We start from the raw sequence: 5,540 nt of genomic DNA on the forward strand, positions 1-5,540 counted from the left end.
GCTCGTCGCCGTGCTGACCGCCGTGGCCGTGTGCCTCGCCGTGACCGCCGGTTTCGCCGTGGCCGTGACCCTCGTGCTCGGCGTCGGCCTCGCCGGTCGGCACCGACTCACCGGCGAGATACGCGCTGAGGTCACTCGGAGGGAACCGGCGGCCGACGTAGAACTGACCGAACTCGCCGTACCGCGAGGACGCCTCGTCGAAGCGCATCTCGTAGACGATGTCTTTGATGTCGGTGGGGTCGGAGCCGAACAGCGTTACGCCCCACTCGTGGTCGTCGAAGCCGACGGAGGAGGCGATGACCTGTTTGATCCGCCCGGCGTACTGCTTGCCGACCTCCCCGTGGCCGGCCATCAGGTCGGCGCGGTCCTCGAACGAGAGGTCGTACCAGTTGTACTCCTCGCCGCGGCGTTTGCTCATCGGATAAAACGAGACGTACTCGTCGTCGGGCATCTCGGGTTCGATCTTCCCCTCGATGTACCGGCGAAGCCCCTCGTCGATCTCGGCGTCGTCGTCCGCGAAGTACTCGTCGGAGACGTAACCGGAGACTTCCGTGACGGAGACGTACGACGACTCCTTCGTCGTGAACTCGGCGAACGCGGTGTTCTCGAACGACCGCTCGATAGCCGAGAGCTCGTCGAGCGTCGGGCGGAAGTGGATCGTCAGGAGGTCGGCCTTGTGTCCGAGCACGGAGAACACCGCCGAGTCGCCGGCGTCAGCCCTCGCGAGCGCTTCACGGTGGGCCAGGAACGACCGGCCCTCATCGATGGCCCGTTCTCGCTCGTGGTCCGGAGCGTTCCGCCACGCGTCCCAGTCGATCGACCGGAACTCGTGGAGTGCGAACCACCCTTCCTCGGTCGCAGGTGCCTCAACCATACGTGAGCTTGGGTCGCCGTGACTTAGGGGTTTCCGAGTCGTGTCCGCCGATTCGCCGCGTCGGTGTACCGCCGCCGGTGCCCGATCGGTCCGTGACAGGCGGCCAGTGGGACCCGATCGGTCCGCGACAGGCCATCGGAAGGGAATCGTTGATCTGCGCGGTGGGATGATGGCGAGGGTGCGGCCAAGAGCGACGGCCGCGTCGGCGAACGTCGTCGGGACCGAAACCCTTTCACGACGACCGTGAGACGGTGGAACGATGCGGAAAAGCGGCCCACCGAAAGGACTGATCTCGTATCTCGTGTTGGAGCTGCTCGCCGAGCGGCCGCGATACGGATACGAGCTGCTGGGCGAGATCACGACGATCAGCGGCGGCCACTGGGAGCCGTCGTACGGGTCAGTGTACCCGATCCTGTACAAGTTCGAGGAGGACGGGGTCGCCGAACGGGTCGAACGGGAGGACGAGCCGGACCGGAAGTACTTCGCGCTCACCGACCACGGCCGGGAGACGCTGGTCGAGAAACGGTCCGAGATCGGTGGCGAGGCGCGCGATTTCGGGGACGTCGTTCTAGGGTTTTATCACCTCTACGCGGCGCTCGCGACCGACGACCGATTCGCGGTCGACGACGGCGAGGGCGAGTGGAACTACGACGAGCGGCACAGCGCGTGGATCGTCGAACAGATGATCCGCCACCACGAGCGCGATTTCGGAGAGTTCGAGCGGATCACCGACTCACCCGAAGCGTTCTACGCCGGGACGGACGGCACCGAGGCCGCGAACGATGGGGGTGACGAGGGGGGCGGTGAGGCGTCGTCCGGATCGGCTGATTGACTGCGGCCGGCTCGACGGGCGCTAGGGCGTCTCTCACCGGTCTATCAGCCGGCCGAGCGTCCCGCCGGGGAGTCCCGAACGGACCAACCGGTCGTAGAGCCGGTCCGGCAGCACTGCGGCGAGCCGTGGGAGCCATCGGGCGCGGCGGCTCACCCGGTATCGTGTCCGCGGGTTTCGGGTCGTCGTCGCGGTGACGATCGACTTTACGACCGTGTCGACACCGGTCGCGGTCGGCGTGTACGACTCGAACGCCCGATAGGCGTCGGCGTACACGCTTTCGGCGTCCCCATCGCGCCCCGCCGCGTCCCGGGATCCGCCTCCGATTCGGGATCCGTCGCCGACTCTGGATCCGTCTCCGACTCGCGACCGGAGCGCGTCGGCCGCGCGCTCGTTGAACCCGGTCCGCACCGGCCCGGGTTCGACGAGGACGACGGTGGCCCCCAGGGGTTCGAGCTCTCGCCGGAGCGCGTCGGTGTAGCCGCGGACGCCGGCCTTCGCGGCGCTGTACGCGCCGTGATATGGAAGCGCGACGCTCCCGAGCATCGACCCGACGACGACGATCCGACCGTGTCGCTCGCGGATCGTCGGAGCGGTCGCGCGGACGACGGTATGGACGGTCGTGAGGTTCGTGTCCAGCTGTCTCCGAAAGGCGTCCGGCGTGGTGTCCTCCAGTGAGGCGATCTCGTAACCACCCGCACACGTGACGACGGCGTCGATCGGGTCCTCCGCGAGGGCCTCACGTACCGCGTCGCCGTCACGAAGGTCGACGACGCGTGTTTCGACCGCATCGGGGAGCTCGGCGAGTCCCGAACGATCGCGGTCGATCCCCACCACCTCGTGATCTGCGGCCGCCAGCCGTTCGGCTACCCCGGTTCCGATCCCGCCGGCAGCTCCGGTGACGACGACGCGCATACGTCGTCCTCCGAACCCCGGCTTGATAGTATGGTCCCTTTCCGACGGCGGCGTCCACTACATCCGACCGAGAACGTCCCGAAGGACTATACCCGTTACCCGCGACCGTTCGAGACATGTCATCCGAGGAGCCGAGCGTTCCGATCGTCTGTACCGACTGTGGGACCGAGACGCAGGTGCCGCTCTCGGACGTCGCCGACACGCTCGAGCGACACAACGACGGAAAACACGACGGTGAAGAGGTCGCGGAAGTCGACCCGGCGCTCAAAGACCACCTCGCCGACCTCGTCGCCGAGGACCTCGGACTGTTCGAGGACGAACACGGAGCCGGCTGAGGAAGGGTGGATCGAACGATCCGAACGGGACCACCGTACGGATCCGTCAGTCGTGGTCGGCGAGCGCGCCCTGCGGATGCCCCTTGTGCTGGAGGTTCCGGTTGTCGCGTTTCCGGACCGTCGTGGCCGGAATGACGTCATCGACTTCGGAACGCGGCCGACCGGTGTAGCCGTGATCGGGGTGCTCCTCGCAGTGTGCCATCGCGTCGTGAGCGCCCTCCCACGGTCCCGCATCGCACTCGTCCGCCGTACAGACGAACACTATCTCTTCTGACATGCTATCCTCTCGTACCGGTCGGGTATATAAAAAAGTCACACCGAAATTATCAGGTTTAATATCTCACGTCTCGGGGGCGAAGCGGCCCGACAGAGTGGAGCAGAGAGAGCTCATCAGCGATCCTCGTCGTCAGCGATCCTCGTCGTCAGCGATCCCCCGATCAGTCGCTTGCGGCCGGCGTCCCGATCATCTCGACGCTGGTGCCGTCGTGGCGGCAGTCCTCGAGGGCGTGTTTGGCCGCGAACCCCGCCTCGTGAGCCGTCGCCCCGCGGCCGACGCCGACTTGAAGCTCGACGTCGACGTCGCCGCCGACGTGGTCCACGGCCTCGGTGAACGCGGACTCGGGGAGGTCCGGACAGACCGCGATGATGTTGTCGCCGCCGACGAAAAACGAGAGCGCGCCGTGGGCTTCCCGCAGGTACCGCATCAGCGACGCGTACGCCTGTTCGATGTTGATAAACGTGTCGAACTCGTTGAGCCGGTCGGTGTACTTCCCGGTCGCGTTCACGACGTCGAAGTGAGCGATCTGGACGTCAGTCGGCGCTGTTTCCGTGAGGTACTCGCCGGCGAGCACCTCCGTCCGCCCGGCGTCCTGTGCGCTTCCCTCGTGTTGGAGCTCCCGGTTCGCCGCTTCTAGCGCGTCGACAGGCCGGTCGCTCACGGCGGTCCCGAGGCTGATCGTCACGGGGTACCGGTTGCCGATCGACTCCTGAAGCGTGGCGTGGGCGTCGCCGTCGACCCCGTTCGTCACCGCGATCATGTTGTCGAACCGGGTGAAGAAGGCGTATCCGTCACGGTGGCCGAGGAACTCGGCGATGTCGGCAAACAGGCGGGACTGGAGCGTCTGTAGGTCCATCTCCCGACGGGGTTCCGGCGTCACGGTCCACGGCCCGTAGTTGTCGATCTGGACCAGCGTCACCTGGGTCGTCGTCACAATAGCGATCGGTTGGAGTCGCGCTCGCTTTACGCTTCCGTTATCCCGAAGGTGGAACCTGTTCCGAAAGTGGGACGTGATGGACTCGTGGGGTGAAACGATACTGGATCGGAGGACGACGGCTTCCGGAGCGCAACCACTACGACGGCCCCGGCCCCAGAGACCGTATGGAGTTCTCCGGAGCGGTCCTCGACGTGGACGGGACGGTCGTGCGCGGAAACGACCCAATACCCGGTGCGCCCGCCGGCTACGACCGGATACAGGAGGCAGGGATCGAGACGCTGTTCGTCTCGAACAACCCGACGAAGGCACCGCCGGCGTACGTCGATCGACTTGGGGCAGCGGGGTACGACGTCGACGCCGACCGGGTGATAACGGCGGGCACGGTCACGACCGAGTACCTCCGGCGACACCACGCCACGGACGACCTGATCTGTATCGGTGCGCCCGGCCTGCTCGACCAGTTCGACGACGCCGGGCTCTCCACGACGGACGACATCGAGGCCGCGGACGCGCTGGTCGCGTCGATCGACCACGAGTTCGACTACGACGACCTGTGTACCGGCCTGTGGGCGCTCGACCGTGGGATCCCCTTCATCGGGACTGATCCGGATATCGTCATCCCCGCGCCCGACCGGGACGTACCGGGATCCGGTGCCGTGATCCGTTCGCTGGCTGCGGTGGCGGAGCGTGACCCGGACATCGTCCTCGGAAAACCGTCCGACCCGGCGATAGCGATGGTTCGTGAGCGGCTTTCACACCCGCCCGAGGAGTGCCTCGTCGTGGGGGACCGCCTTGACACCGACATCGCGCTCGGCGCGCGTGCCGGGATGACGACTGCCCTCGTGTTGTCCGGCGTCACCGACGAAGCCGACGTGGCCGAGAGCGACGTGGAACCCGATCACGTCCTCGACGACCTCGGCGAGATCGGTCGGTTGATCGGCTGAACGGTCGGTCTTACGGATCTACCGGCAAAAATTTATATACTATCACGTCATGTCGTCACACATGCCAGCCGTTGACTCACAGGGATCGGCGTCGGACGAGGAGGAGGACCCCGAACGGACGGTCCGGATCGTCGAAGGCCACGCGGTCCAGTTCAACGAGTACCGTTACTGACGCGTTCGGGACTCCCGATCCGGTTGCCGTCCGATCGGCGCTGTCGCTTCAGATATCAGGTGACCTTCACGTCACGGCGACTGCCGACTCGTTCTTCGGTTGACCGGCCGCCGTCCCCTAGATTCCCGACCGACCGGCTGTCGGGAGGGTTAAGTGGTCGTCGGCGGTACTCCACGTGTGAATCGGAGGGTCACGCGCGCGAGCGTGTTCGCCGCGGTTGCCGCACTCGCGGTGTTCGCGCCGGCGCTCGGCGCGCG

The 5,540-nt window shown here is 66.4% G+C and carries 7 protein-coding genes; 3 read left to right on the top strand and 4 right to left on the bottom strand.

Going from position 1 to position 5,540, the window contains the following annotated elements; translation table 11 throughout:
* Positions 1–874 (bottom strand): heme-binding protein (locus ACFQEU_RS10665; protein WP_379781941.1); only part of this gene is annotated, 874 nt, incomplete at its 3' end.
* A gap of 259 nt (positions 875–1,133) precedes the next feature.
* Here ACFQEU_RS10665 and ACFQEU_RS10670 point away from each other — a divergent pair.
* Positions 1,134–1,706 (top strand): PadR family transcriptional regulator, encoded by a 573-nt coding sequence (locus ACFQEU_RS10670; RefSeq protein ID WP_379781943.1) that lies wholly within the window; start codon positions 1,134–1,136, stop codon positions 1,704–1,706.
* A 33-nt stretch (positions 1,707–1,739) separates the two neighbouring features.
* On the opposite strand, the gene ACFQEU_RS10675 is transcribed toward ACFQEU_RS10670, so the two are convergent.
* Positions 1,740–2,618 carry an SDR family NAD(P)-dependent oxidoreductase gene (locus ACFQEU_RS10675; protein WP_379781945.1) on the bottom strand — a complete coding sequence of 293 codons (879 nt, stop codon included), beginning with the start codon at positions 2,616–2,618 and terminating at the stop codon, positions 1,740–1,742.
* Between the two features lie 116 nt (positions 2,619–2,734).
* Here ACFQEU_RS10675 and ACFQEU_RS10680 point away from each other — a divergent pair, with 116 nt between their 5' ends.
* Entirely contained in the window at positions 2,735–2,953 is a 219-nt protein-coding gene (locus ACFQEU_RS10680; RefSeq protein ID WP_379781948.1) for a hypothetical protein, read from the top strand.
* A gap of 46 nt (positions 2,954–2,999) precedes the next feature.
* Here the strand turns inward: ACFQEU_RS10680 and ACFQEU_RS10685 are convergent, their stop codons facing one another.
* Positions 3,000–3,230, bottom strand: coding sequence for a hypothetical protein (locus tag ACFQEU_RS10685; RefSeq protein WP_379781950.1), 231 nt, complete (start codon positions 3,228–3,230; stop codon positions 3,000–3,002).
* Between the two features lie 160 nt (positions 3,231–3,390).
* On the bottom strand, positions 3,391–4,164 hold the full coding sequence (locus ACFQEU_RS10690) for a GTP cyclohydrolase III (protein ID WP_379781951.1): 774 nt from the start codon (positions 4,162–4,164) through the stop codon (positions 3,391–3,393).
* A gap of 167 nt (positions 4,165–4,331) precedes the next feature.
* Here ACFQEU_RS10690 and ACFQEU_RS10695 point away from each other — a divergent pair, with 167 nt between their 5' ends.
* A complete protein-coding gene (locus tag ACFQEU_RS10695; RefSeq protein WP_379781953.1) occupies positions 4,332–5,111 on the top strand; it encodes an HAD-IIA family hydrolase in 780 nt (259 codons plus the stop codon).
* Positions 5,112–5,540: the final 429 nt, after the last annotated feature.

Origin of the sequence: Halorubrum tibetense (assembly GCF_042661865.1) — an archaeon.
GTDB lineage: Archaea > Halobacteriota > Halobacteria > Halobacteriales > Haloferacaceae > Halorubrum > Halorubrum tibetense.